Annotated in this window: 17 protein-coding genes and 1 pseudogene; 6 read left to right on the forward strand and 12 right to left on the reverse strand. The window is 56.8% G+C overall.

Annotated features, from left to right (window positions below):
• Window positions 1–486 precede the first annotated feature (486 nt).
• Window positions 487–3039: a S8 family serine peptidase gene (locus ABSB80_RS06155; protein ID WP_428369224.1), complete on the reverse strand. Its 2553-nt coding sequence runs from the start codon at window positions 3037–3039 to the stop codon at window positions 487–489.
• On the opposite strand from ABSB80_RS06155, the gene ABSB80_RS06160 reads away from it, so the two are divergent.
• Window positions 3026–3292: a hypothetical protein gene (locus ABSB80_RS06160; RefSeq protein ID WP_428369226.1), complete on the forward strand. Its 267-nt coding sequence runs from the start codon at window positions 3026–3028 to the stop codon at window positions 3290–3292. The genes ABSB80_RS06155 and ABSB80_RS06160 overlap by 14 nt on opposite strands.
• A 191-nt stretch (window positions 3293–3483) precedes the next feature.
• On the opposite strand, the pseudogene ABSB80_RS06165 reads toward ABSB80_RS06160, so the two are convergent.
• A pseudogene (locus ABSB80_RS06165) lies at window positions 3484–3630 on the reverse strand (IS256 family transposase); the annotation flags it as partial.
• Window positions 3631–4452: 822 nt separating this feature from the next.
• Window positions 4453–5175, reverse strand: coding sequence for a hypothetical protein (locus tag ABSB80_RS06170; RefSeq protein WP_428369228.1), 723 nt, complete (start codon window positions 5173–5175; stop codon window positions 4453–4455).
• 131 nt (window positions 5176–5306) lie between these two features.
• Here ABSB80_RS06170 and ABSB80_RS06175 point away from each other — a divergent pair, with 131 nt between their 5' ends.
• A complete protein-coding gene (locus ABSB80_RS06175; RefSeq protein ID WP_428369230.1) occupies window positions 5307–7451 on the forward strand; it encodes a thioredoxin domain-containing protein in 2145 nt (714 codons plus the stop codon).
• A gap of 5 nt (window positions 7452–7456) precedes the next feature.
• Here the strand turns inward: ABSB80_RS06175 and ABSB80_RS06180 are convergent, their stop codons facing one another.
• From ABSB80_RS06180 to ABSB80_RS06190, 3 genes are all read right to left on the reverse strand, one after another.
• Window positions 7457–7933, reverse strand: a complete 477-nt coding sequence (locus tag ABSB80_RS06180; protein WP_428369232.1) for a pyridoxamine 5'-phosphate oxidase family protein — start codon at window positions 7931–7933, stop codon at window positions 7457–7459.
• A gap of 74 nt (window positions 7934–8007) precedes the next feature.
• Entirely contained in the window at window positions 8008–9375 is a 1368-nt protein-coding gene (locus ABSB80_RS06185) for an MBL fold metallo-hydrolase (protein ID WP_428369234.1), read from the reverse strand.
• Window positions 9376–9462: 87 nt separating this feature from the next.
• A complete protein-coding gene (locus ABSB80_RS06190; RefSeq protein WP_428369236.1) occupies window positions 9463–10779 on the reverse strand; it encodes a 2'-5' RNA ligase family protein in 1317 nt (438 codons plus the stop codon).
• Between the two features lie 662 nt (window positions 10780–11441).
• On the opposite strand from ABSB80_RS06190, the gene ABSB80_RS06195 reads away from it, so the two are divergent.
• The 3 genes from ABSB80_RS06195 (at window position 11442) to ABSB80_RS06205 (ending at window position 15508) form a co-directional block, all read left to right on the forward strand.
• Complete coding sequence (locus tag ABSB80_RS06195) at window positions 11442–13967, forward strand: hybrid sensor histidine kinase/response regulator (RefSeq protein WP_428369238.1); 2526 nt, start codon at window positions 11442–11444, stop codon at window positions 13965–13967.
• A 148-nt stretch (window positions 13968–14115) separates the two neighbouring features.
• Window positions 14116–14829: an HAD family hydrolase gene (locus tag ABSB80_RS06200; RefSeq protein WP_428369240.1), complete on the forward strand. Its 714-nt coding sequence runs from the start codon at window positions 14116–14118 to the stop codon at window positions 14827–14829.
• A gap of 136 nt (window positions 14830–14965) precedes the next feature.
• Complete coding sequence (locus ABSB80_RS06205) at window positions 14966–15508, forward strand: pyruvoyl-dependent arginine decarboxylase (protein WP_428369242.1); 543 nt, start codon at window positions 14966–14968, stop codon at window positions 15506–15508.
• Between the two features lie 856 nt (window positions 15509–16364).
• Here the strand turns inward: ABSB80_RS06205 and ABSB80_RS06210 are convergent.
• The 6 genes from ABSB80_RS06210 to acsB all read right to left on the reverse strand — a co-directional run bounded on the left by ABSB80_RS06210 (window position 16365) and on the right by acsB (window position 24664).
• Window positions 16365–17132: an ATP-binding protein gene (locus ABSB80_RS06210; RefSeq protein WP_428369244.1), complete on the reverse strand. Its 768-nt coding sequence runs from the start codon at window positions 17130–17132 to the stop codon at window positions 16365–16367.
• A 10-nt stretch (window positions 17133–17142) separates the two neighbouring features.
• Window positions 17143–18186 carry a uroporphyrinogen decarboxylase/cobalamine-independent methonine synthase family protein gene (locus ABSB80_RS06215; RefSeq protein ID WP_428369246.1) on the reverse strand — a complete coding sequence of 348 codons (1044 nt, stop codon included), beginning with the start codon at window positions 18184–18186 and terminating at the stop codon, window positions 17143–17145.
• A 5-nt stretch (window positions 18187–18191) separates the two neighbouring features.
• Window positions 18192–20093, reverse strand: coding sequence for an ASKHA domain-containing protein (locus ABSB80_RS06220; RefSeq protein ID WP_428369248.1), 1902 nt, complete (start codon window positions 20091–20093; stop codon window positions 18192–18194).
• Between the two features lie 206 nt (window positions 20094–20299).
• Window positions 20300–21652, reverse strand: a complete 1353-nt coding sequence (gene acsC / locus ABSB80_RS06225) for an acetyl-CoA decarbonylase/synthase complex subunit gamma (RefSeq protein WP_428369250.1) — start codon at window positions 21650–21652, stop codon at window positions 20300–20302.
• Window positions 21652–22608, reverse strand: a complete 957-nt coding sequence (locus tag ABSB80_RS06230; RefSeq protein WP_428369252.1) for an acetyl-CoA decarbonylase/synthase complex subunit delta — start codon at window positions 22606–22608, stop codon at window positions 21652–21654. The genes acsC and ABSB80_RS06230 overlap by 1 nt, the downstream gene beginning before the upstream one ends.
• 4 nt (window positions 22609–22612) lie before the next feature.
• A complete protein-coding gene (gene acsB, locus ABSB80_RS06235) occupies window positions 22613–24664 on the reverse strand; it encodes an acetyl-CoA decarbonylase/synthase complex subunit alpha/beta (RefSeq protein ID WP_428369254.1) in 2052 nt (683 codons plus the stop codon).
• A 143-nt stretch (window positions 24665–24807) separates the two neighbouring features.
• On the opposite strand from acsB, the gene ABSB80_RS06240 reads away from it, so the two are divergent.
• Complete coding sequence (locus ABSB80_RS06240) at window positions 24808–25884, forward strand: PEGA domain-containing protein (RefSeq protein ID WP_428369256.1); 1077 nt, start codon at window positions 24808–24810, stop codon at window positions 25882–25884.
• The last annotated feature ends 12 nt before the right edge of the window (window positions 25885–25896 follow it).

The following is a 25896-nucleotide window of genomic DNA, read 5'->3' on the forward strand; positions in this document are numbered from 1 at the left end:
TGATTACTATGTCCTTGCCCGGACAGACATCACTTTCCCGACTATGATCCGCTCGGGGATACAGTAACCTTCTCTGTCACCGATGTCATAACAGATGCTGCTTGGTTAATTACCACCGGTGTGGCTGGAACAGATGTTCCTGCTGTTGTGGCCTGAGCCACTGTAGCGGTCGGGGTAGTTGATGATGGGGTATTACTGGAAACACTGGTACAGCCTGTCACCAGTACAGCAATGCATACAAGGAGCAGGAATATAATTGGCTTTTGCATATCTTTTTTTTTGGATTATACCCCATTAAAGATTTCTTTTCGATCTCCGAGGAATCACACGTTGGGTTGAACGTAACTATTCAGCCAGTCCGTTCTGCGCTCGGAGGAGTGAATGGATTTCTCTTGAAGACGTCGACAAACGGAGCAAGAACCGGCTGAATAGTTACAAAAAATGACAGGGGATGAAACCCCCCTCACTGATTCTATTTTTTTGCGTTCAGATCCAGTTTCCTGCTATCGGGGTGTCAGTGGGTAGGCCATAGTTGAAGGCGTTGACTGTTCCCCCGCCATTCGTGTTGCTGGACGCAAGGTAGAACACACCGGTCGATGGCCGGAATACTCCTACGGTGTCACTGCCACTACCACTCCAGTCTCCCACTATCGGGACGTCACCGGGTAGGCCAAAGGTGAAGGCGTTGACTGTTCCACCACCATTCGTGTTGCTGGACGCAAGGTAGAACGTACCGGTCGAAGACCGGAATACTCCTACAGTGGTACCCTGACCGTTCCAGTTTCCTGCTATCGGGGTGTCAGTGGGTAGGCCAAAGGTGAAGGCGTTGACTGTTCCCCCGCCATTCGTGTTGCTGGACGCAAGGTAGAACGTACCGGTCGAAGACCGGAATACTCCTACGGTGGTACCCTGACCGTTCCAGTTTCCTGCTATCGGGGTGTCAGTGGGTAGGCCATAGTTGAAGGCGTTGACTGTTCCACCACCATTCGTGTTGCTGGACGCAAGGTAGAACACACCGTTCGATGGCCGGAATACTCCTACGGTAGCACCGTGACCGCTCCAGTTTCCTCTTATCGGGGTGTCAGTGGGTAGGCCAAAGGTGAAGGCGTTGACTGTTCCCCCGCCATTCGTGTTGCTGGACGCAAGGTAGAACGTACCGGTCGAAGACCGGAATACTCCGACCTTTGCGCTGGCGGTCGGGACTACTACATAGGTGTATTGGTCAGCGGATGAAGTCGCTGATATGCCAGAGGATGTGGTGACAGTGACGTCAACGGTTCCGGCTGTACCGGCCGGGCTGGTCGCTGTGATTGAAGTAGCGTTGCCAACCGTGAACGCGGTTGCCGCTGTGCTACCAAACTTTACTCCGGTCGCTCCGGTAAATCCTGTCCCGGTGATGGTTACCGGGGTGCCACCGGAGGTCGTGCCGGATGTCGGTGAGATGGCGGTGACGGTCGGGGGTCCGACGGTGACAGAAATATAATTGGTTTTCATCGTCGTACTTGAACCCGCTTTATTGGTCGCGGTGAGACTCACGGCGTAGTTGCCCGGCGTGAGATAGGTGTGAACAGGGTCCTGCACGGTCGCATTCACCGCGTTCCCGTCACCAAATGTCCAGTTCCACGCAGTCGGCCCGTTGGTTGACAGATCCGTGAACGTCACGGTCAGGGGAACGGGCCCTGTTTTCGGATTCCCCGTGAAGTTCGCTACCGGTAGGAGGGATGCCTCTGCCGCGAAAACCGCCTTGTACGCGTCCAGCCTCCCGCCGGTGCTGACTTTACCAGAAAGGGAAGGCAGCACGTGGACATTGTTGAGGATAATGTCCTTGATCTGGACATTCGTCAGGTTCGGGTTGATGGATTTGACCAGCGCAGCGACGCCGGAAACATGGGGTGTTGCCTGGGAAGTCCCAGACATGTACATATAATTGCCATCGGAATAGGTACTCTGGATGTTCACACCCGGAGCAGCAAGATGTACGGAACCCGGGCCATAGTCGGAAAATGATGCGCGCTGATCATTTTGATCGGTTGCTGCAACACTGATGATATCAGCGGACGTGTAGGACGCAGGATATACAGGAATGATATCATTATCGCTGGCATTGTTTCCTGCCGCACAGACAACCACGGCAGGGGATGCATCGATTGCGTCCTTCAGGGACTGATCATAACCAGAACCGCCCCAGGAGTTGCTGATCACGGACGCACCATGGGCATTCGCATAGAGGATAGCGGAAATTGCATTGGACGTTGATCCTCTCCCCGAAGCATCTAAAAACTTGAGGGCCATGATCTGCACATGCCAGTTTACGCCCGCCACGCCAAGGTTGTTGTCCCCAACCGCACCTATCGTTCCTGATACATGGGTGCCATGACCGTTGTCGTCAAGCGGATTGGGAGTGTTGGCGACAAAATTCCACCCATGGGTACCGTCCACAGGGTTTGTCCAGATATTTGCCGCGAGATCGGGGTGGTTATAATCCACCCCGGTGTCAACCACCGCAACGATGACACTGTTCGATCCGGTTGAGATATCCCATGCCGGCGTTGCATTGATATCCGCACCCAGTGTCCCGGTGATACCTGATACCGCCTGCCCGGTATTGTCGAGGCTCCACTGGTTGGAAAATAAGGGATCATCGGGTATTGACGCGATTTGAAGAGTACCAGTACTCCGGACAACCGGGCCGGTTTCGTCCGGCGTTATCGAGATCGCATAATCCGGCTCCGCATACAGGACATCGGGGTCCGCCTGGTATTCCCTGATCGCGGTCTGCACATCGGTCCCGTTTACCAGCTGGACGAGCTGCAGCCCGGTGAGACCGCCGGTGGTAAAATCGTTCAGTACTTTTGCCCCGAGCCTTGCGTGGGCCTGGCGAACGGCATCACTGGAAACGGAGAGACCTCCATCATTCGGGGATTTGAACCGGACGATAACATGGCCGGTCACATATTTGCGCCGGGTAACGGGGTCCGTGGTGAAGGTGACAGCCGAGGACCCGGAAATGGAACCGGTCGTATTAATGGAAGAAACCACACCGGAAACCGTGGTTTGTGCTGAAACAATTCCAAACGTCGCGTTCGTCCCCGTCGCGTTTATCGTACGCCAGGAATTTTTCGCCGCCGGGGTTACCTGGCCTGAAGGAATATATGGCGTTGGGGTTGTGCCATTTGTCGAAACTGTGTCGGATCGTGGGGGAGAAACGTTCGTTGCCGGAGCCGGTTGGGTTGTATTCATGCCGATCGGCTGGCTGGCAACTGATGCCGATGAGTTGAATGCCGGGATCTGATAGGGAGAGATAGTCTGGACAACGAAATATGGTGGAGACTGGTTCAGATCTTCTGCGCAGATCGGCTGTATCAGTGCGAAAATAATCGCAAGACATAAAACACACGTACGTATTATCGTCATGTGGTGGGTATTGTTCACGGTAGTGTCTCTATAATGCTGTAAAATCAGCAGCACCTGTATCCAGAGAGATCATTCACTCTTCACAGATAAATACCGGTTATCCGTGATCCATTCCTCATTGATATCGATGAGGATGGACACAGCCAGCCTCAACAACGAGGAGTCCGTGCATGCTCCGACTTTCTTAGTACGGCGTTTGATCTCCTTGTGGACCCGGACAAGTATCGTGACCATGAAATGACCTGAATGAAACACCCGTTTGATCACCGCAGCTGTAGTTGTATCGAACTGTCGGATGAACTGATAATCGGTATCAATCAACGAATGGAGTTTGTATCCGAACTCTGATTTGGATCCTTGTTGCCCCAGTTCCGTCACAACTTCGAAGAATCATGGCCTCATCCCCCGGGATTTGTCAGGCGGTTCATGGAAGGTCTGATGTAATAAATGTCGCATCCTGGGTGGTGCCGCGTTTAACCGGTCCCCTTTTTCATCACGTTTTCTCCAGAGTTCATCACAGATCGTATGGACTTTACTCCGGTTGTCGAATCGTTCACAAACCATAGGATTGACCGATCCGGGTGCCCAAAACCTCCTCTACGGAAAACAACGGGCAACTCGTGGGTCACACGTCAGGAGGTGACTCTCGGCAGGTACCATCACCACGCCCCGCCCGTTTTGCGATGAATCCATGCCCTGCCTTGCGCTTTTTGTAGTGACCCCCCACTCAATTTTCCGGGAGGTCTGCCCCCCTCACCCACGGGGGTACTCCGGAAGCGGGAAGCTCGCCCGCTTTTACACAAAGCCGGCCAGTGCTCCGGGATAGTGAATCCTGACCGCAGGTAAGGATGAACTTCGGGAAGAACTCATACGGTTCTTCGGAGGAAGCATCTTGTGGTGGAGCCGTGTTTGCAGGGTTACCAGAAATGGGAAGGAAGGGAATATCATCAGTTATGAGTGGATCTTCCCTACCACAGCCCCCATGCTATCAGAGTACCTTCCGTCTCATTCCAGTGGGAGGTAGGAGTGTTCCCCTCATCATTGCCGGAAGGCGTAGATAATCAGTAACGGTAATGAAATCACCAGGGCGATAACGCCAAACCCGAGCGCAAGCCCGAAGCTGATCCCGATGACGTCCGTTATCATCTCAAGGAGGCTGACCGCCGGACTGAAGTTGCTCCAGAAGACGAGCGCGCCTCCGGCAACGATGATTGCAATTCCGAAAGCAGCGTTCTTCATGTCCTGCCTGCTCGGGGCAAGCGAGAGAACGAGGCTCACGGTCAGGTAGAGGTACACAAGAAACCATGGATTGAAATGATACAGCAGGTTTGCTGCGAACATGCCGGCTGTCAGTGACGCCATGAGGCTCACTGCACCCGCAGAACCGATGACGGGCGGGAGTGCCGGGATACTGCACCCGAGATACGAAGAGAAGATCCAGGTACAGCCGTACAGGACGAGGGGAATACCAAAGAGCGGGGCAGTGTTGATGACGACGTCCCCGAGATACGGGACAGGAGATGGCGAGTAGGTGACTGAACCGCCCTCTTTTGAAAGCAGCACAACCTTCTTCACTTTTGCCCCCGTGAGAAGGCAGCCGAGAATATGGGAACATTCGTGGATGACGATCCCCGGCGCCCGCACGAGCAGGTACATCCCCCGTACCGTGATGATGCGGGCCCAGAGAAGATCCAGCGCTTTCGATACGATGATGACGAGGATGCCGGTCAGGACGACCGTCAGATAGCCGGTTGGGATCATGGGTTGGATATATCTCCGGTTGACTGCCCCGGCACATAAGGGGAGGTGTCGCTGGAAGAGGTCTCCGGGAAAAAACTCATCAGAATGCACCTTCTGATAAGCTCTTTATCCCGCGCTGCCCATGAGCAGGTATGCAACCGGATCCTGCACGGGAAGATACCGGTAAGGGCTCCCGCTCCGGGCAGCACAACCACCTGGCGAACGCGAAGAGCCCGTACCTCCTCCAGCATGCCGGGAACCCGGTCGACTGGTATCCCTGGGGGGACGAGGCATTTGCCCGGGCAGCTGCAGAACAGAAACCGGTCTTCCTCTCCATCGGGTACTCGACCTGCCACTGGTGCCACGTCATGGCGCACGAGTCGTTCGAAGACCCGTTCGTTGCCTCTCTCCTGAATGAATCGTTTATCTGCATCAAGGTGGACCGGGAGGAACGCCCGGATATCGACAGCGTGTACATGGCCGTCTGCCAGATGATGACCGGGCAGGGCGGGTGGCCGCTCACCATTGTCATGACACCGGACAAAAAACCGTTCTTTGCCGCGACCTACATCCCGAAGGAACGCCGTTTCTCCCTGAGTGGCCTCGTCGACCTCCTGCCCCGTATCACGTCGGTGTGGCAGAACCAGCGGGAAGATCTTATACGGTCGGCGGAAACGATCACGTCGGCACTCCAGCCTCAGGGTACGGACGCGGAAAGCAGCGTCCCGATCGCCTCACTTCCCGAAGAGGGATTCGGGGAACTCGAGATCCAGTTCGACCTAGAGAACGGTGGCTTTGGGGATGCCCCGAAATTCCCATCCCCACACACGCTCATCTTCCTTCTCAGGTACTGGGTCCGGACCGGTAACCCGGATGCGCGTTCCATGGTTGAGAAGACTCTCGACGCGATGCAGGGCGGCGGGATCTGCGACCAGCTCGGCGGGGGGTTCCACCGGTACTCGACGGATGCAAAGTGGAACGTGCCCCATTTTGAGAAGATGCTCTACGACCAGGCGCTCCTTCTCATGGCATACACGGAGGCATACCAGGCCACGCGCCGGGAGTCGTACCGCCAGACAGCAGAAGCGATCATCGCCTATATCCTGCGCGACCTGTCATCGCCGGACGGTGCGTTTTATTCCGGGGAGGACGCGGACAGTCCCGGTGGCGAGGGAAGGTTTTACCTCTGGACGGTCGCGGAGATGGAGCAGGCGCTGGGACCGGAGGATGGCCCGATAGCGTCCCTCATCTATGGCGCCACTGGGGAAGGGAATTTCCAGAGCCCGGAACACGGGAAAGGGATGAATATCCTCTCCCGGGTGGTGCCGCTGGATCCGGTGGCAGCCTCCCTCGGGCTCAGGGAACCGGAGCTGGAGGCAAGGCTGAAGTCGATCCGGCAACGGCTCTTCTCCGACCGGCTGAACCGCCCCCGTCCGTCCCGGGACGGGAAGATCCTTGCCGACTGGAACGGGCTCGTTATCGCTGCTCTTGCCCAGGCATCAAGGGCTTTTGACGAACCCCGGTACCTGGATACGGCGCGTGATGCGATGGAGTTCGTCCTGTCGCGCATGCACGACTCACAGGGCGGTCTCTTCCACCGCTATTTCTCCGGTGATGCCGGGATACCGGGATTTGCCGGTGATTATGCATCGGTCATCTTTGCGCTCATCGAGCTGTACGAAACAACATTCGATACCCGGTACCTTTCCTCCGCCATTGAGCTGAACCGGACGCTGGTCACACGTTTCTGGGACCGGGAGAAGGGGGGATTCTTTACGGCTTCGGAGAGCCCGGAGCCGCTGATTGTACGCGGGAAGGAGATCCATGACGGGGCATACCCGTCCTGCAATTCCATCGCGTTCTCAAACCTCCTCAGACTTTCACGGCTCACCGGAGACGCTGGTTACGAGAAAATGGCTTCTGACCTCTCCGGCAGTTTCATCAATGGCGTGTCCCGGTCGCCATCTGCACACGCATTCTTCCTCTGCGGACTTGATCTCGCAACAGGGCCGTCGCAGGAGATCGTTCTTGTCGGGAGGCCCGGTTCCGGTGATATGCAGAACATGATTACCGTACTGCATTCGAACTACCTGCCGTCGGTGACTGTCCTCTGCCTCCCGTCCGGGGAGAGCGGGACGGCAGTTTCAGATGCTGCACCGTTTACGCGCGGTCTTGTCATGGTTGATGGTAAGGCAACTGCGTACATCTGTTCAGGACAGCAATGTTCGATACCGGTTACCGACCCTGAGGAGATGCTCCGGAAACTCCTGGCAGGGAGAAAAGAACAGAAGGGATGATCTTTTCAGAGATTTTTCAGGGCCACAAGGTCTTTTACCCCGACAAGTTTCCAGACAAGGGAACGCTCCTCTTCGGCAATCGCCACGGGCGGGTCGTCCGGTGAATGGCCGAGCGCGGCAAGGATATTGCAGGAGAGGTTCCGGTCAACGACCAGGTCGACGAATTTTTCCCTGATGATCTTCTTCTCGATAGAATCATGAACTTCTTCGAGATAGCCCTGGAATGTGACGAACGTGTACGACGAGAGGTCGCGCGTATACTTCTCGATCTCGACCGAGACGTAGGGGCTCTTCCGGAAATATTCGATTTTCTTGCCGTATTTTGTCGAGAGGAAGTAGAGGAATGATCCATCGAACACATAGAGGAACGGGGCAATGTAGGGGTATTTTTCGCCCTGGAACGCGATCCGGCAGATGTAGCCCTTCTCGATCAACCGGTCGTATTCAGCTTTGTCCATCCGTGGGATCTTGATGATATCCATAAACAATCACCAACCGGATTCCCAACAGGAAACGATAAATCTTTTCAATTGGCGCTGGTGCCCATAAAAAAACGTCAGTGTTCGATCCTGAAACCGGCCTGCTTCCACCCGCTCATGCCCCCGAGCACGTTGGTAACGTTATGGTAATGGTGGAGGGAGAGGATACTGGCAGCCAGACTCCCTTTGAAACCGGCATCGCAGTAAACAAAGACGGGTTCGTCCCGGGGAACTTCATCGAGGCGCCCGGGAAGTTCGCCGATATAAATATGGCGGGCCCCGCGGATATGGCCGACGGCATTCCGGTTCCTGATGTCCCGCACGTCCAGGAGGAACGGGGTTGTTGTCTCAAGACGGTCCCTGAGCTGTCCGACCGAGCAGGTCGGGACGGTCGCGATCTCCTGCCCCGCTTTGGACCATGCCGGGAAACCGCCGGCCGGATACCCGGCGATAGTGTCATACCCGAGCCGGACAAGATGGGGGATGACCTTCTCCAGCGCGAGGTTGAAATCGTCCACGATGACGACCGGGCGGTCATAATCGAAGAACCAGCCCATGAACGCGGGGATCCCGTCCCGCCAGACCGAGATGCTGCCCGGTATATGGCCTGCCCCGAAACTGGTGGGCGAACGGATATCGAGGATCTGGCAGCCGGATTTCCGGAAACGGTTCACTTCGGTGATGGAGAGCGGGCGCAGGTCCGGGACACGGTGGAGGAGCGGTGCTCCGTTGAGGTTCTGCATCTCCATCTGCCGGAAATAGGGTGGGAGGTAAGGGGATTCGGCTTCCCGGTTCCTGATGAAGGTCTCGCGATCAAGAGCCAGCCGGGGATTGGTGACTCGCTCGTAGCCTGCCGTTGTGAACGGGTGGTCCGCTATCTCGCCGCCGCAGACGGACCCGGAACCATGGGCCGGGCAGACGATCACGCCATCGCCGAGCGGGAGGATCTTGTTCCGGATGCTGTCATGGATCTTTGCAGCCATCTCGGCTTTTCTCTCCGGCCCGTAGAAGTCCGTCCGCCCAATCTCGCCGGCAAAGAGGGTGTCCCCGCAGAAGACCATAAAGGGGCGGTCGGAGACTTCCCGGTCCCGCAGGACCAGCGAGATACTCTCCTCGGTATGCCCGGGGGTCTCCAGGACTTCGAGCTCGAGCGAACCGAGCGTAAATGTGTCATTCTCATGCACGGGGTTTCCAAATGCGAAAGCAGTCTGGTGACCGTGATAGATCTCTGCCCCGCACCGGTCCTGGAGTTCGAGCGAACCGCTCACGTAATCCTCGTTCCGGTGCGTCTCGAAGATGTGGGTGATGGCCAGTTCATGGCGGGCGGCAGTTTCAGCATAGATGTCCACGTCGCGTCGCGGGTCGATCACTGCAGCTCTTCCAGCGGATGCGACCAGATAGGAATTATGGGCGAGCCCTTCAGAAATAACCCGTTCGAACAGCATCCCATCTTTCTCCCTTCGTGGAAGTTCACGTCCGACAGGTAAAAAGGTTATGATAGTTACGGTTTTGCCCGTACAACCTCCCGGCAGCTACCGGACGTAAGGATAGCGGAGGAGGATCGGTTCGTTATTTCCGGTCGCCAGCCTGCTCCGGATGATTGCGCAGAGTTCCCCCAGGGCCACCGGGACGTACCCGGTCACTTCTGCACTTACATTGATCCGCCGCCCGGCAATGTTCACAAAGGGGAACGAGCGGAGATCGTTGTTGTGGTGGTGGCCGTGGATAACCCAGCCATCAAAACCGGCGGATGCATCTGCCGGGTCGTGGACGAGCAGGAACCTGAACCCGTCGTACTCAAGAACCGCACTCGGGACGGCCCCGAGGTCCCGGCTGTCATGGTTCCCCCTGATGAACGTGACGGAGCCCTGGAGGTTCTTCAGGTACTGGCGGGCGGGCGGGGCCTGGCTGCCATACCGGAGGTCTCCGATGACATATACCTGGTTCCCGGGCCCCACCGTGCAGTTCCAGTTCCGGGTGAGGACTTCGTCCATGATTTGTGCATCGGAAAAAAGGAACGGGCGGGAACAGTACCGGATGATGTTGGCATGGCCGAAGTGGAGGTCTGCGATCACAAAGATCTCTTCCCCGGAAGGTCCCGCCGGGCGTACCACTTCAAAACCGGCCTGACGCCGGTACCATGATATCGTCTCCTGCCACGACCGTATGTCTTTGAGCTCCGCGTTCATGATCCAGCGTCTCCGGACAAGGTCGTATTCAGCCAGGATCTGCTGACCCTTCATGACGGTGATCCTGAGGCCGGCATCGTCGATGAGCGGTGGAAGGAAAGCCACCGGTTGTTTCCTGAAAGGTATGATGCGGCTGAAGGCAGTCAGGATCTTTGGGCCGATTCCACGGGGTGGAATATTCCGGGGCCCCGCGGCGGGAACCGGTGACGTGAGGGCGGTAAAAATTTCCGAGGCTTTTTTCTGCGTGAGCCGGTTGGCTACCGTGACATGGAACCATTTCTTCTCCGGGTGCTCGTCCCACGCGTTCTGGCTGACCGAGATAACGGACAACTCTTCCGCGATCCGGGAGGTAAGGTACCTGAGAGAATCCGAGGGCAGTACCGGGAATGCTATGACACTCCCGTGCATGCCCTCCCTTTGTTCAAAGCCGTCGATCAGGTACGGGACAGGGAGAGATTGCCGCGCCACGCGTCCGACCGTTGCGAGCAGCGTCCGGGAGCCATATCCGTTTTTCAGTACAAGGGGGCCGAAAAGGGTGATGTGCGGGTGCCGCTCCATATGCTGCTTCACATGGAACGAATCTGCAATCCCGAAGGTCATCTCAGAAACCCGCCATTTCGTCCGGGCGAGGCGGATCTCTATGAGAAAGATATCGTCCATGGAAGACAGCCCTCAGGTATTCTGTATGTCCAGCCGGGAGGTAAAATGTTTGATTTTGTACCGGAGATGACAATCCCGGCCGGCTGTTTTCGTACATCAGCGGTACACTGTCATGGCCCCGGGTTTGTTGCCGGGTATCGAACGTTCTTTCCATCGCTGCCAGGAAAGGTCGTCCGGGCGGAGTTCACCTGTTCCGGCTGCAACGGATGTGGATGCCTGTCCGGTTATTTTTTCCCCTGCTGTGCAAGGGCGAACAGCATGATGATACCGATAAGTACGGTTGCACACCGGCGACACTCAGAATAATCCCTGCCCATTGTGGCACCTCTGAGGAGGAGACGATACCGGCAGATATCAAAACTGCCCCGGTCAGAATCGCGATGACAGGCCCCATGACCGCTTCGGTACTACCAATTCCCCCACTGTGCCGAATGAAAATACTCCGGTAGTATGGACCGGTTACCTGTTGCCATTTATACTCATATGCAATCCCGCCGGAAAGAGCAATTCCGGCAGGGGGTCTCTGTATGCACCATCAGCAATGAGCCCGGCCATGCATTTCGGCAGATGTTTTCAAGGGTGTGATGGGGCCTGCCCCCCAGAATAAAAAGACAGATATAATATACCTTCGAACTATACCGAGCAAACAGAACGTTGTCCCTATGTATCGCATTCTCTATGTCGATGATGAACCATCCCTGCTTGAGATCGGCAAACTCTTCCTTGAGCGGAGCGGCCAGTTCAGTGTTGATATCATCACCTCTGCTCCGGCAGCACTTACTCTGCTGAGTTCGAAGACCTACGATGCAATCATCTCCGATTACCAGATGCCGGAGATGGATGGTATCGAATTTTTAAAGAACGTAAGAACTTCGGGGAATACCCTCCCGTTTGTTCTCTTCACCGGCAAAGGGCGCGAGGAGGTTGTCATCCAGGCCTTGAACGAAGGGGCAGACTTTTATCTCCAGAAGGGCGGCGATCCCAAAGCGCAGTTCGCCGAACTTTTGAACAAAGTTCATTACGCTGTAATCCGCCGGCGTACGGAGCAGGCACTGAAGATGGAGGAGGCCCAGCTCAAGCAGATCATCGACCTTGTGCCTCATATGATATTTGCCAAGGACTGGAACGGGAATTATCTCCTTGCAAACCGGGCGGTCGCCGAGGGATACAATACGACCGTCGACGAGATCGTCGGAAAATCCCAGGCTCAGTTCCACGGGGATCCTGCCGAACTCCGGCACATGTTCGAAGACGACCGCGAAGTCATGACTACGGGAAGAACCAAGTTTATTCCGGAGGAGTCCTATATTGACGCGTTCGGAAAACGACGGACCCTCCAGACCACCAAGGTCCCCTTCACCATGCTTGGCAGTAACCGGCAGGCCGTGCTCGGGGTTGCCATCGACATTACAGACCGCAAGAAGGCGGAGGAGCTCACGCGAACAACCTTGCAACAGCTCAGTACCCTTGTCTCAAGACTGAACTCGGGTGTGATAATGGTTTCTGAGGACGGCAAAGTCGAACAGGTTAATCAGGCATTATGCGATCTTTACAACCTGCCCGATTCACCTGAACGTTTGTCCGGGATGACGTCTCATGAAATGATTGAAAAAATTCTGGATGCCTATGTCTTTCCCGCTGAGGCGCTCGCCCGCATCAGGGAACTCATCACCCGGTGGAAGCCCGTCAATGGTTATGAAATTGCCCTACGGAACGGGCGTATTGTCATGGTAGATTTTATCCCAATCATTGATGCGGATGGACAAAAGCGAGGTCGCATATGGCATCATCAGGATATCACCGAACGCAAGCGTGTGGAGGAGGCGCTGCGGGAACGAAATTCCCAGATCAACGCACTGATCGACAACCTCCCGTTCGATGTCTGGGCTATGGATTCTTCTGGCCGGTATGTTCTGCAGAACCCGGTCTCGGTCGGTCATTGGGGTGACAGTATCGGCAAAAATCCTCACCAGATTCCTCTACCGGCAGATCTGCTCGAACGCTGGCAGGAGAACAACCGGAAGGCGTTTGAAGGGAATATCGTTCGGGACGAGATATCGGTGCCGTTCAAAGGCAGAGTGCGAACCTACGAGGAGATCATCGCCCCCGTTCGCCTCGGTGATGAGATCAGAGAGATCATCGGGGTAAACATTGACATTACCGAGCGCAAGCAGGCAGAGAAGGCACTAAGAGCGAGCGAAGAAAAGTACCGGGGTATATTTGCTGCTGAATCCGATGGAATTGCGATCGTTGACCGGGAGACCGGGATACTTATTGACTGCAATGATGCATTCCTTCTCATGCATGGGTACCGGAAGGACGAACTGATAGGCCAGCCTGTCACCGCCACTTCAGCTGATCCGGATGCAACACGTGCCGCAATAATGGCCGGCACGATCCATATCCAGGACAGGTATCACAAGAGAAAGGATGGCAGTGCCTTCCCGGTCGAGATTACCGTAAACGGAATGTTGTTGCAGGGGCGCGATATTTTGATCGGTGCTATCCGCGATATCACCGGGAAAAAACTGGCGGAAGAGGCACTCCGCCAGGCAAACAGAAAACTCAACCTCCTCTCCTCCATCACGCGGCACGATATCAACAACCAGATGACGGTGTTGCAGAGCTACCTTGCCCTGCTGGAAAATGAGCAGCCCGACCCCGCATATACTAAAAATTTACGGCAGGCTGAAACCGCTGCACAGCGGATCTCTGCCATGATCCGGTTCACCAAGGAATATGAGTCAATCGGTGTCAACGCGCCGCTCTGGCAGGACTGCCCCGCCCTTGTCGAAACCGCGGCAAGGCAGACCCCGCTTGAAGATGTTCTGCTGAAAAACGATATTCCCGCTAAAGCTGAAGTGTTTGCCGACCCGATGATCGTGAGGGTCTTTTACAACCTGATGGAAAATGCAGCCCGGCATGGCGGGAAGATCACAACGATACGGTTCTCCGCGCAGGAATCGGGCCATGACTATCAAATCGTGTGCGAGGACGATGGCGATGGCATCCCTGTTGATCTAAAGGAGAAGATCTTCGACCGAGAGTTCGGGAAGAACACCGGTCTCGGGCTCTTCCTCTCCCGGGAAATTCTTTCCATCACCGGCATCACGATCCACGAGACCGGTGAACCGGGCAAAGGAGCACGGTTTGAGATCATCGTGCCGCACGGCTCATTTCGCGTATAAATAACCCCCATCCCCATGCGCTTCTGTTGACGGTTCTCATTGGCTGGCGGGTGAATATCCTCCGGGCAGATAAAAAGAAGCCCGATTTCCCTTCTCTCCATGTACCGCAAACGATCCCATTTTAGTGAGCCGGGGATGATAGTACTCTGTGAATTGGGATCCAAAGGATGGAGAGATTCTTCAAAGACCTGTCACTACTGTTTTGTTCGACATGGACAACACGCTCTTTGACCTCGTTGGTGCGCAGATCTCCGCGTGTCAGGCAGTTGTGGAGCAGCTGGGATACGATGACGGGGACGAACTCTTCTCGTATTTCCTCTCCCCCGCCCACGGGTTCGAGTCCCATGAAAATATCCGTCAGTTCATGGCAGAACACGGGCTGGCGACCGATGGCTGTTTCACGAAAGCCTGTCATTGTTACGAGAGGGAAAAACTCCGGAATATCACCCCGTATCCCGGGGTTGCAGATGTCCTGCAGCATATCCGTGAACTGGGACTTTCCATGGGCATCGTTACCGATGCACACTCCCGGGACGCTGTGCTTCGCCTGGAAAAAACTGGTCTCATCTGGTTCTTTGCGGGGATGGTCACGTATGATATGGTACAGGTCAAGAAACCTGCACCACAACCGTTCCTCTCTGCGCTCGAGATGATGAGGGCCGGTACCGCAGATTCGTTGTTTGTCGGGGACAGCCCGAGGAGGGACCTCGAACCCTGCCGGCACCTGGGGATCAGGACCGTCTATGCCCGGTACGGTGACCGGTTCTCTGCCACCCGGGAGTATGCCGGGGCCGACTTTGTTATCGACAGCATGGAAGAACTCCGTTCCATCGTCACGAGCCTCTCGGAACCTGTCCCGTAATCCGGATTTGTTCTTCCTGATCCGAAACCTGAATTTCAGCGCGATCCGGTATTTTCTGCCAAAGGTAATCGAATATTTTTAAAAAATATTCCGTTTAATAAAAAACTTAAAAAGCGGGACAGATAAACTACAAAATATGTATGTTCCGACAAAGATCTTTTTCACCAAGGGTGTGGGTGTCCATAAAGATCGTCTGGCGTCATTTGAACTGGCACTGCGGAAAGCGGGCATAGAGAAGTGCAACCTCGTCTATGTCTCGAGTATCTTCCCGCCGAAATGCAGACAGATCACCCGCTCGATGGGACTGAAAAAACTGGCCCCGGGGGCCATGACGTTCTGTGTCATGGCAAGGAACGAGACCAATGAGCCGAACCGTCTCGTCTCGTCTGCCATCGGGCTCGCCCTTCCCAGCGACTCGGAAGAATATGGTTACCTGTCGGAACACCATGCATTCGGCGAGACCCAGCAGAAGACCGGGGAATATGCCGAGGACCTGGCCGCCACCATGCTGGCAACGACCCTCGGGATTGAGTTCGATGTCAGCCTTGCATGGCAGGAGCGGGAACAGATCTACAAGGCGAGCGGCAAGATCATCAAGACCAAGCATATCTGCCAGTCGGCTGAAGGGGACAAAAACGGCCTCTGGACAACCACAATTGCAGCGGCCGTCTTTTTGTAAGGATTCTATTGAATATTTTTTTAGTTTGATAGTTTGATTCTGTGGTTTGATTAGAAGTCTTCTTTTTGAATTTTATATCCGGATACACAAAATAATTTTGACGCTCGTGGGGCTATGGGGTCGATACCCTCACATCCCCATCATGATGAACGCCGCCGCAGTCGAAGATTTTCTGGCGAAAATCTTCTCCACAGCCTTCGGCTGTCCCCAACGGGGAGCCAGCCGTGACCAGATGGTCAGGGCTGGCTGAAGAAAATTCTGTAAAGAATTTTCGATTCGCCCCCGCGGCGGATCAATTTCTGGTAATTTGCCCCAACGAGGCCCCGAGAGGAATCAGTCATCGCATCAGCGAGAACGGGTTGGAGAAGTGAAACTTCGACAGCGTCTGAGTGACCCCATGGCGGATCAGTGACTGAAAACTTGTATTCTGTAGAAATCCATTTTCGGGTATCATGATTGCCCCCTCTTGCGCCACCAGTCCCCCGAGGGGGACGGGGCGCACTACGATGGCACTAGAATAGGTAATACGGCACTATCACGATTGGGGGGTGCCCGAGCGGCGGGGGCGGAAGCATGAAGTGCTGGAGCCCCCAAGAGCGACTGCATGTATTTCTCAGGATTTCAACAGAGCCAAAACTTGGAATAACCTCCCTGCCCCGCCGTGCTCGAAGTTCCTGCGAACTTCTCACACTTCGCGGTTCTGACGAACCACTCAGTCCTCGGAGAGGCCCTGAGGCGGGGAACTCTCCCAAATAATTATTTAACGAAAATCAAACTTCCATGATCTCTTTTGAAAAATGACGATTCATAGACAGAATACGCCGGCTCCTTAAGAGATTCTGCAATTATCCCGACCTTACCCGGAGCCCTTTTCCCGTGCCATCGCCCGTATCTTCTCGGCAAGTGCCCGCACCGCGATCCGGGCGGGGCTGCCGGCCGGGATCAGCGAGACCGGGTACGCGGCAAGATCGGCGCTCTCGACCGCAGGATCGTCCGGGACAATCGCTATTGGCGACTCGTCCCCGATGTCGACCGGGGCCGTCCCGGACTTGTACTGGTTGAAGACTACGTGGATCTTTTCCTTTTCAAGGCCCAGCTGGGTTGCGATCTCACGGATGCGGGAGATGGTGCGGAGCCCGCGGGCCCCGGGGTCGCTCACGATGAGGAGCATATCCGGTTTCCCGATAGTTCCCCGGCTGATGTGCTCCATGCCTGCTTCGGTATCAATGACAATGAAGTGATAGTCCCGTTCAAGATTCAGCATGCATTCCGAGAGCAGGTCATTGGCAAAACAGTAGCACCCGCTCCCTTCAGGCCTTCCCATGGCAGCCAGGTCGAACCCTTCGGCTTCGACAAGGGCCTGCCGGAAACGGTATTTCACATAGTCGTGCCGGTTCATGCCCGGGGGAATGGTGCGGGTGAACGCCTCCTCCCGCATGCTCCCGAGCGTCTCGCGGACGGTAACGCCGAGGGCCTCGTGGAGGTTGGCATTCGGGTCTGCATCCACGGCAAGGACCGGTGCCTCCCCCAGTTCGATGAAGGAGCGGACGAGGAGCGAACTGATGGTCGTCTTTCCGGTCCCGCCTTTCCCGGAAATGGCAATGGTGAATGGTTTTTGAAGCATGGTGATCCCATTATGGCAGGTCACGGTTTTCTGTCCTGATTCGCCGGGATATCTCGGCTGCTGCTCCCATGATTGCACGGGACCCGTTGCGATCGGCAAACCGGATACCGCAGCTCGGGGTTATGAGCGACTGGGCATCGAAGAGATCTTCCGGCATCCGGGCCGTGAGCTGCGACCGTATTGCGAGGTAGCGCTCATACAGCGAGTCCACGGTCTCCGTAGTAAAGATCCGGTAATCCGCGGGTACGATCCCCCAGGCAACAACTCCCCCGCGTTCCATGTAGGAGATGATGGCTTCCGTGTACAGGAGGAACTCCCTGGCCGTGGCATAGGCATCGAGCGAGACAACGGATGGGTTGAGGCCAAGTACAAACTCCCAGTCCGTGTTCGAGCAGCAGTGGACCCCGAGCCCACCTTCGACAAGTGCCGCGATGTCCTCCCAGCCGGTCCTGACGCTCTCGCGGTCTACCGGCACGACCGAAGAGCCGAGCGATGCAAGGTACGGCTCGTTCAGGACGATAAGGGTTCCGGAAACTCCGGTCTTCTTCTTCATCTCCTCCTCGCACCAGCGGGCCTTGAGGGCGATCATCTTGGACAGGACGTCGGCGAGCTGGGTATCGTAGTAGATGGGCCGCTTGTTCGCATCCACGACCTGCATCCCGAACGTGACCGGTCCGGTCACCTGGCACTTGAGCACCTGAACGGCCGGCAACCGGCGGGACATCATCTCGATGAAAGCAGAGGCATATTCCCGGTGAAGGCCGTACGCGGCGTAATTGCCTTCGACATAGTCCATGTACACGGATTCCATTGCTGCAGTCTGGTCCCGGGTGCTGTCGAAGAGGAGCCGGTCTTCCCGGATAACCCGTCCCGGAAGCTGCTCGGAGTCGTTGAAGACGATGCTCTCCAGCTGGCCCCGGTCCGGGAGGGTGGGTATGTACGGGAATTCCGGAAAGACGGCAAGCACATCGTCACACGCCTCGACCGGATTGGTATGGGGGAGCGCACCTACGCCGGTGGCAAGTGAATTGGGGGATGCAATCATCTTTGCCATGCTGTTCAGGCCTTCCGGATACGGCACTCGTCCAGCATCTTCTGTACCATCGGGAAGAGCGAGAGATCGGTGTGCGGGAGGAACGAGCTCGAGGTGTACTCCTCCATGAACGCGCTTTCCGCGTTGAGCTCGATATACGCGATCTTGTAGGCGATCTCGTCAAGGGTCTTTCTCGTCCGCCGGTTGATGAGCGCGATATTGGCTCCGGCCACGGCACCGTTCCCGATGTTCCTGATCTGTCCGGGGTCGATTTCGGGGATCAGGCCGATGGTGGTGGCATTCTTCTTGTCAAGGTAATTCCCGAAAGCCCCGGCAAAATAGATGGTGGATATCTCACGACGGGAGACGCCGGCCTCCTTCATCAGGGTCACGCAGGCCGCATGGACCGAGGCCTTGCTCATGATCAGGTTCTTGATATCGTTCTCCGTAATGACGATCTCCTTGTTGATCTCGGTCTCATCCGCCCATGCTATCACAAACTCCGGGAAATGGGCGGTCTTCCGGATACGCGGGTTGCTGATCTCGGTATTGATGCGTCCTGTTCTGTCGATCACGCAGGCTGCCAGCAGTTCGGCGAGCAGGTCGATCAGGCCCGATCCGCAGATCCCCCGCGGTCTGATACCGTTGATGGTGGAGTACGTGGGGTCGAGGGACGCAGGGTCGATCGTGAGCTTTTCGATCGCCCCCGGATTTGCCCTCATGCCAAAGATGACTTCGCCGCCTTCGAGAGCCGGCCCGGCGGCACCGGCGCAGGAGAACATCCATTCCCTGTTGCCGAGCACGACCTCGAAGTTGGTGCCGATATCGATCAGGAGCGAGATCTCCTCCCGTTCGTTCATGCCGCAGGCCAGAATATCGGATATGATGTCGCCCCCGATGAAGTCACTGACGGCCGGAAAGACGAAAAGCCCGCCGTTCGGGTTGCAGGTGATGCCGATCCTGCCCGCAGCAACCGAGAGGGCCCTCCTGACGACCGGGACATAGGGTTCGGCTATCATGTAGGCCGGGTCGATGCCGAGCAGCATATGCGTCATGACCGTGTTTCCTGCAACAACCACTTCGTAGATATCTTCGCGGTCGATCCCTGCGGTGTTGGATGCAGTGGTGAGCGCCTGGTTGATGCTCTCCGCGGCAAGTGACTGGAGTTTCGCAAGGCCGTTCTTTCGTGCGAAGTTCACCCGGGCAAGGATATCCTCTCCACAGCTGATCTGCTTGTTATAGTTCGATGCAACACTGACAACCTTTCCCGTGACAAGGTTCCAGAGGTACACGACGACAGTCGTGGAGCCCAGGTCGACGGCTGCCCCGAAGACCCTCGAGGAGGTGTCGTTCTCCTGGAGGTCGAGAAGGCGGTAGCCGCCGGGCACGAGTCCGATGGTGCCGGTCACTTTCCATTCACTGTGGCGCAGGATCCCGGGGATCTCGCGGAGCACCTCGAGCGGCGCGTACATCTTCTCTGCCACCGGCCCGCCACTCTTCTGGATACCCCAGAGGAGCCGTGACAGGTCAGGCGACGGGTCGGCAAGGCTCGGGGGCTGGAGCTCGACATAATATTTTTTCACGGACGGGTGGAAATCGATCCGGTTCTCCACGCCTTCAACAAGGATCTTCTGCTCCTGGATCAGCGTGGTCTCGGGAATGACAACATGGATGTCTCCCTGGACGGACGCCTCGCATGCGAGACAGGCTCCTTTCTGGAGTTCGGCCTCGGAAAAGAACCGCCCGTATTTCTGGCGGTCGAATTCAACTTTTCCCGACTGGATGAACACAACGCATTTGCCGCATTTGCCCTGCCCGCCACAGACTACGTTTATGTTCAGCCCGGCCCGCTGGGCTGCATCGAGGATGGTTGTCCCCGGCTCCACTTCGATCTTCCGGTAGCCGGGAAGGAATGTTACGGTACGCATACTGGTGGTTCCTTAAGAGAGATAGGAATATAAGAGTGAAATATCCTGCGGTGTCTTTCGTGGGCCATCAGGACCACAAAGACGAGAAGAATCCATCAGGATTCTTCGAGCAATTATTGCCTGTCCCCTTGCCGCCCGGTGCAACGGTTCGTTTAAAAATATGGATTTTTTTAGACCAGTACCGCAGATCGCCCCGGTCCGTTCTCTCAGGGAGCCCCGCCCTCCTTTTTCCATTCCTCGTGGAGGAATTCGCCGATCTCTGCGGCATCGCGTGGCCCGACGAGGACTTTCCAGCCGGTAGCCTCCTCGATCCGGCCGGAGAGCGGTGCGGCATAGCCTGGGATGATCAGCGTGCGGTGGGAGACCTCGTTCTCAACGCCGAATTTTTTGATCGAGTCCCGGACGAGGGTCTCGCTCAGTTTTCCTGCGGCCACGGCCGTCAGGACCGAGAGGCCTTCGGTGTCCACGATGAGCATGAAACAGGGAACCCGGGTGGACTCAAGGTATCCCTCCAGCGTGAAGAAGGTGAGCGAGAAGTTCACCGTCAGGAGGACCGGGGCGCCCTTGTCCGGTGTCCCGACCCGGTAGAGGCCTGGGTTCATCTGGATCGGTTTCTGGGGGTCGGTGTAGATGTTCTGCCGGAGAGTCAGGGCGGCCTTCGCCGGGCCTGGTGTGAGGGGGTCGGTCACGATGACCGAGGCATATTTGACGATGCCCAGTGCGATTGCTGCGTCCTGCTGCCCGGTCAGGGTGGAATCGAGAAAAACAGGATACCCGAGCTCGGGGACCGAACGCGTGATCGCGAGCTGACGTATCAGTGTGGAGCGGGTGATGAACGCCCCGAGCGTCTCCGGTGCGGGGTCGAGCATGAGGTCCTGCACTCCTTCTGCTGTGCAGTCTTTCACCAGCTGGACGAGTCCTTCGGGCGTTGCAGCCCGGATGACCAGTGGGCACCCGTACTGCTTCGCAAGTGCACACATTTCCCTGAAATTTTCCCCGGTCGCCGCATGGAGGAGCGGACGGTAGGAGCCGCAGTAGACGAGGCCTGCCTTAAGCGCTGCAGGATCCTTCGCAATGAGCACGGGAGGGAGGTGGGCCTGTTCCGCCTCGACAGCCGCAACCGCCTTTGCGAACGTTTCTGCCGACCCGCTGGTATTCTCGATGGCGATGCCGCTGAAGCGGAGATCGGCACCCACGCGGGTGAAGGTCTCGCCCCGCACCCTGCGGGTGACTGCAGCGATCTCCGGAGCCGCCTGCGTATCGCGGACCCGGAAGACGATACCGGGAGGGTGGTAGAAGGTCTTCTCGTGCCGGTACAGAACCGTCTCTTCCCCCACCTTGAAGAACCGCTCGCCGACCCCGACCCTCACAAGCCGTATGGGCGGCCGGGTGCTCGCCCCGAGAACGGATTTTGCCTCCTCGCTCAGGTACGGGCAGAGGTCAACGTCTGCCTTCCCGCCGGAAAGTTTCATGGCAAAGGTGAGGCAAGTCGGGTCGCCGCACTCCTTGCAGTTCTTCTTCGGGAGGAGTTTATAGATGTCCAGTGCCTTGAGTGCCATTACCGCATCTCCGCGGGGCCTGCAGATTTTTTCATGTCGGTGAATGCCTTCCGGAGAAGGGGGATGGTGCCAGGGTGGCGTACGCAGATGATCTCCGCGCCGGCCGCCGCTGCCGCGATACCAGTGTAAAACTCCCACCGGGTCGCCATCTCGTCCTGGAGTCTCGGTTCGGCTTCCCGCACTTCCTTGATGGTGAGCGAATCGATCGCGGAGCAGATCATCGGCATAGCGAGATCGGCATCCCCCTTGAGGGCGGAGAACCGGATCCGCTCCATTGCCGAATAGGAATACTCGAACCCGTAGCCGAGGGCGCCGGTGTACGGGTCGATCACGATGTGGTCCCGCTGGACTCCAATCTCTGTCAAGAGGATATTGAGCTGCTTTGCCAGGTTGATGTCGATGGGCGACTGGGCGATGATGGAATGGTTGTACGCGAGGGCGGCTGCCGCTACGCTCCGGTACTTCCCTGCCTCCGCGGTGCCGAGGAGGAGCCGCTCCCCCTGCGCCACCTCGCCGCACGTCAGGAAGACCTCGCTGTCGATCTTCGGCTCGTTGCTCCCTTCGATCACGAGCGGGAGGCTGGATGCCGACAGGACGTCTTCGACCGTTTTTCTGAGCGAAGCGATATCCGAGAAGTTCCTCTGGCGGGTGCTGGTCAGGTACAGCCGGATGAGGTCGGCACCATAGGAAGCGTCGGCCGCTTTTGCCCAATCGCCGACGCTGTTGACCAGGTCCCCGCAGTAATTCTTCACGATCGGCGACCAGAACGGGAGGTAGTCGCAGATCTCGAGGGCGATGAGGGGAGAGGGGGGGTCTGCCCGGCTCTCCAGGAAGGGGAGTGTTTTTCCGCCGCCGATCCGGTACGAGAGTCTCCGTGTCCCGCCATCAGCCTTCGTTGCGCCGAGCATAACTTCCCCGATGGTCGAAGTCCAGCCAAAATTCAGGTCGAAGCTCATGGTCTCACACCAACGGTTTCATACCGAGAGCCGGGTGTTGTACCTTCTCGAGAAATGCCGCGAGATCCTCGATTGTCGCGGCCGTCGTCTCGTCCGCGATCTTCTCGAAGAGGCCAACAAGTCCCTTCTCCGCAAGTTTCTTTTCGAGCCGGTCCTTAAGCTCCTCCCTGAGCTGGGAGGGCATCCACACCAGCCGCCCGATCCCCCCCTCTCCCTGCAGGAACCGGTCCGAGAGGATGTAATTCTTCGAGATACCGGCAAACCCCGGTGTCTGGGCACCGCCGCCGATTGTCCCGGCAAGCGTGGAGAACGTCATGCCGGAAGGCGTCAATCCCTTGAACTCCCGGTTTACTACCATGATCCCGTTCACTTCCGGCAGCATCAGGGCAATGGCCTCGAAACAGCCGCAGCAGGTCATCGGGTATTCCATGACGCTGTAGAGGGAACACCGCTCGATCTCCCCGTGGCTTGCTTTCTTGATGAAGCGGTTCACCCCGTCAAATTCTCCGTTCTGGACATTCAGGGCCCCCCCTTTTTCGACCGGCTGGTTCGCCCCGGCCGGCGACATCTCGAAGGCTATTTTCCCGTCGAGCCAGCTGATCGCGCCGCAGAGAGCCGGACGTTCCGGCGTGATGACGCAGACATGGTTGGGGGCAAAGGTCTGGCACAGGGTGCAGGAGTAGTAGGTATCAACGTCCTGGTCCCGCATCCCCTTGATGCGGGCATCGCGTTCGTCGTATATTCCCTCGGCCTCTTTTTTTGCGGCAAGGACTTTTTCCCCGTCCGTGATCAGCGTGACCGAGACCGCGTCGAGCAGCTGGGGAAAGTCCATCCGGAACTTGCTCGCCAGCATCTTGCCGATATGCTCGATCCGGACGCCTTTTGCAACGGCCTCTTTCGAGATTCTCACCCAGATGAGGTCCCGCTGGGCCACATGCCACGATCCCTCCCCGTAATTGACGAAGTTGTGGATCCTCCTCTCCAGCACCGGCTCGTAATCTTTCTTCATGGTCCTGCCGGCAACCTCGATGATGATGCCGAGGGGGTTTGCGGATCCTTCCTTCATGGTCCCGATCTCAGGGCCGATGACCGTCACCTGCCCGTCCCTGATCTCATCCGGATCGCGCATCCTGAGCAGCTCAAAAGCAGGGGACCTGCCCCCGCCGAATTCCACGTACATCTCTTCCTTGCGGATGCTCTTTCCCTCAAAAGCCGGGGAACAGCCCATGGGGATCGGGATTGCGGTGACATTGACCCGGATCCCTTTCTCTTCCATTCCCTTCCGGACAATATCCTCCGGGCCTGCCTGTATCCAGGAACCACCCTGGTAACCGCCGGGAGTCAGGATGGGAAACCCGAGCACCCGCATTCCATCGACAAGGGCGATCTCTTCATCGGTCAGGCCGGGTAAGACGATGACGATCGCCCTGGCACGTTCGGCAGCATAGGTCAGGAGCCGGTGGGTATCACCCGGCGGGACGCCACCGAACATCATCGCCACCCGGGCGATGATATCCACAAAATGCACTCCGTAAAACGGCGTTGAACCGAGGGGAATGAGGCGGTATTCGAGGCCGAGCCTGACGCCGGCACCGGACAGGGCCGGGATGACCTTGCCGGCAAGGAAGGTGAGCATGTATTTTTCCTGCAGTTCACGGCAGACCGCTGCTGCCATACCGGCATTCTGCGGGGTCCCGACGACAAGGGCAAGACCGAGGATGCTCCCGTCAACGAGAGAATACCCGAGCTTGCGGATGACGGTGTCGCTGATAAAACCGGTATAGGGGGCGGGTTCCTTTCCCGCGACCGCGGTCATATCAGCCAGGATGCTCTCCGATGCAACGAGGGGGTTGCTGCCGGTCCGGGAATAAACGTCGAGCGCGGCTTTCTGGTCATGAACCGGAACTCCTGTCAGTGCATACGAGATCGGAAGGTGGTAAGCCGTCTCTTCGTAGGAGAATGACTGCCGTACTGCCGAAACTCGTATCTTCAACAGGTCTTCACCCTGTTTTTTGGCCAATTCCACGTCGGGCATCTTCAGGTTCCCTCTGATCATGGGTTGCCCGGTAACCTAGATATAGTTTCGGCACAGGACATCGGAGAAGAGTCAGGATATTGGTCTTTTTTCAGAAAAATGCCCTTCAATAACAAAATTATATATTCTTTTTAAATGATATCCTGTACATCGAGAGGTTAAAAATGGGCGTAATCCATCATAACGGGAAAGTTCCGGTTCTGGTTCTGCTCATTGCAGCAGTATGCATCATCCAGGCGGTATCTGCAGATGGAGGTTCTGTCTCAATCGCTTATCGTGGCGCCGGAGGAATATATATCGGTAATGTCGTCATTTTTGACGGGTATAACATCCCAGGGAATGTCACGTTTTTAAAGATTACCGGTCCAGGATTGCCAACTGAGGGTGTCCCGCTCATGGACCTGGACGGTATTCCGGGTACGGGAAATCTGGTCGTGGCCAACCCGGACGGGTCGTGGCAGTATGACTGGGATACTTCCCTGGTGAATGATATTGCAAAGATGCAGACTGCACGGTATTCTATAACCGCAGTGGACCTTTCAAATCCAGCAGACTCCTCGGCAGTTTCAGTCATGATGGTAAAACCCGATTTCTATTTCACGGTAACACCGGCAGCACCTGAGATCGGGGACTATGTCCAGTTCGTGGGAACCGCAAGAAATAACGTCGAGAGTGTCAGGCTGCAGATAACAGACGGCAGCGGACAGGTCATGCATACATTCTACACTCCGGTGAGCGCCACCGGATACTTCAACCAGGGCTTTCATATCGATATGCAGCCGGGCTCTTACACGGTCACCCTCGACAGTCCGACCACAGCCGCCACGTACCGGACTACCCTGCAGGTCGTATCTCCGCAGGCTCCGTCATCGAACGTGACCGCTGCCCCCACGCCGCTGGTACCTGCAACGCCCCCGGTAACCGGTCCGGTGACCGGCACGATCGCCGTTACTTCAACTCCTGCCGGGGCCTCGGTCTCCGTGGACTCGGTCGTGAAGGGTCAGACACCAATAAACCTTGGGAATATCCCTGCGGGTGATCACACGGTTGGTCTCAATGCCTCAGGATACCTGCCGTACTCAGTACAGGTAACGGTCAAAGCAGGGGAGACCGTTACGGTCTCCCCGGCCCTGGTCAAGAGCGCGTCTCCCGTCCCTCTCCCGGTGCTGGTTCCTGTGCTCGGTGTCCTGATCGCTGCTGCACTGGCAATTGCAGTATCGGTGCGCCGGTCCAAGCGCTGATTTTTTTCCTTT

This window comes from Methanoregula sp. (assembly GCF_050010295.1).
In the GTDB taxonomy this organism is placed as follows: domain Archaea; phylum Halobacteriota; class Methanomicrobia; order Methanomicrobiales; family Methanospirillaceae; genus Methanoregula.